This is a genomic window from Clostridium sp. RTP31139st1_H3_RTP31139_211217, assembly GCF_040227035.1.
Classification (GTDB): domain Bacteria; phylum Bacillota; class Clostridia; order Clostridiales; family Clostridiaceae; genus Clostridium; species Clostridium saudiense.
In genome coordinates this window covers 1-2225 of sequence record NZ_JBCOAB010000105.1, presented here as the reverse complement: position 1 = coordinate 2225, position 2225 = coordinate 1, and the positions used below count along the sequence as shown (strand labels likewise).

3 protein-coding genes are annotated in these 2225 nt (G+C 28.4%); all 3 read left to right on the top strand.

Going from position 1 to position 2225, the window contains the following annotated elements; translation table 11 throughout:
• On the top strand, nt 1–1710 hold a 1710-nt coding region (locus ABUA17_RS18675; RefSeq protein WP_349821191.1), incomplete at its 5' end, for a hypothetical protein.
• Nucleotides 1711–1720: 10 nt separating this feature from the next.
• On the top strand, nt 1721–1966 hold the full coding sequence (locus ABUA17_RS18670) for a hypothetical protein (RefSeq protein ID WP_042394423.1): 246 nt from the start codon (nt 1721–1723) through the stop codon (nt 1964–1966).
• The coding region (locus ABUA17_RS18665) for a hypothetical protein (protein WP_433913800.1) at nt 1967–2225 on the top strand (259 nt) is incomplete at its 3' end.

Sequence of the window (2225 nt, the reverse complement as noted above, 5' to 3'; positions counted from 1 at the left end):
ACTATATTAATTAACAACAAAACTTATAGTGATAGTGAAATAATTTCTATAAATTATGATGAAAATTTATTTATGGAAAGTGAGTTTTCAATTGGCTCTGCAATTATGTCATCCGTTGAGGTAGAGTTAGAAAACACCCAAGATGTTATTGATGATTTTCTAGAAGGAAATGAGTTTGAAATAAAGATAGGGGTTGAAACCAATTCTGATACTTTTGAATTTATTTCATTAGGTTTTTTTATAATTGAAGATATAGATAAAACTAGATTTAGCATAAAAATATATGCTAATGATAGAATGATTAAATTTGAGAAAGATTATATAACTGACCTACAATTTCCTGCAACTATAAAAGATATAACTTTAGATATAGCTAATAAAGCTGGTGTTAAATTAAAAACAAACACTTTTATTAATAGTGATTATTTAGTATCTATAAAGCCAGATTTAACAGATGTAACATTAAGAAAAGCCTTAATGTATATAGCAGAACTTGCTGGTGGATATGCAAGAATATCACGAGATGGATATTTAGAAATATTTAATATAGATGTTAGTGTTGAAAGTAATTTTAATTATGCTAGTGAAAGTCTATATACAGACGAAATAATAAATGATGAATTAAGTAGTTATGATTATAACACCGTTACTGGAGATAATCTTATTACATTCTCGAATAAGGCATTTACAGTATCTAAAATAGATAAAGTAATAGTTGAGATTCCTGGTATTAAGGAAGAATTAGGGGATGGAGAAAACACTTATTATATTACTGATAATTTATTTTGTCAGAATCCAGCTGCAGTAATACAAAACATTTATAATATTTTAAGCAAAATAAGTTATGTTCCTTATGATATTAAATTGCAAGGCAATCCAGCTTTACAAGCTGGAGATAGTATCACTATAAAAAATAATGGAAGCTTAATAAATACTTTAATCACTAGTAGAACTCTTTCATATGCCGGTGGGTTAACTGAACAATATAAAGCTGTAGGGAAAAGTAATACAGAAAAACAAAGCACTGGTAAAGGTAATGTATCAGTTGAAATAGATAAAGTTAAAACTGAAATAAAAGTTGTTGCTGGTGAAGTATCACAAAAAGTAAGTAATGAAGAGTTTGAAAGCTACGTAAAGCAAACTGCTGAAGAAATTGCAACAAAAGTAACTGGTGAAGATGTTGAAGTATTAGTAAAGCAAAATGCTGAATCATGGGAGTTATCTATTAAAGGTAAGTTAAATGGAAAAACATATAAGTTTGATGGTGAAAATTTTACTATAGGAAGTAGCGAAAATGGAGATAAAGTAGAACATAATAATTCTCATTCAATTTATTATCATGAAGATGGTTCTTATACTAAGATTAGTGCAGATGGATTAGAGAGATATGTAAATGGAGAATCTAAAAAGTATAATTATTTAACTTATACAGGTTCTGTTTGGGTTGATAGCGGAGTTGCAACAAAAATAAATATACCTGATGAATTTAAAAATAAACCATATAAAGCGTTAGTTAGTGTTGTAAGTCTAGATGGTGAATACACTAGGCATGGAATGAGATTAAGTTCATTTTATTTGAAGAAACTTAATGTTGGTAATACTGGAATAGATGTTACTGCTGTTAGTTATTATACATGGGTTGACATTGATGATAAAGAATATTATGACCAATGCGGAAGAATATCTTTATCATATATTTTAACGTTATAGGAGGGATTAGATGGTAATAACTTATATAAAAGAAACTGGAGAAATAGTTTCTCCAGTTCAGACAAGCTCCAAGGCATTAACTATGGAAGATGTTTTTGGAGAAAAAACATCTATAATGAGCAATATTTATGATGTGGTAAATATTGTTGATAATATGGATGTTTTTAACTCTATATTTAATTACTGTGTAGATATTAATACTAAAGAGGTTAAATTAAAAAATGGCATTAAAATACAAAGGATGGAGGGAGATTAGATGGCATACAAAAAAACTCTTTGGAAAGATAGAGTTGTAGAGAAACCAAATACCTATAGATCTGTAGAAAATCCTGATGGGACAATTACTCTTTATCCTATAACTGGACAAGTTATTGAAAAAGGTACACCAGTAAGTGCTGCTAATTTAAATAAAATTGAAAATGGGATTGTAGAACTTAACGAACAATTGGATAACACTACGAACGGGATGTATCTAAGTGATGATACGGTTAATGAAGAAATAGAGCCATTAACTG

Bases quoted from the DNA above. Each gene is read 5' to 3' on its own strand.
- ABUA17_RS18670 (WP_042394423.1), top strand. From the start codon at position 1,721: ATGGTAATAACTTATATAAAAGAAACTGGAGAAATAGTTTCTCCAGTT.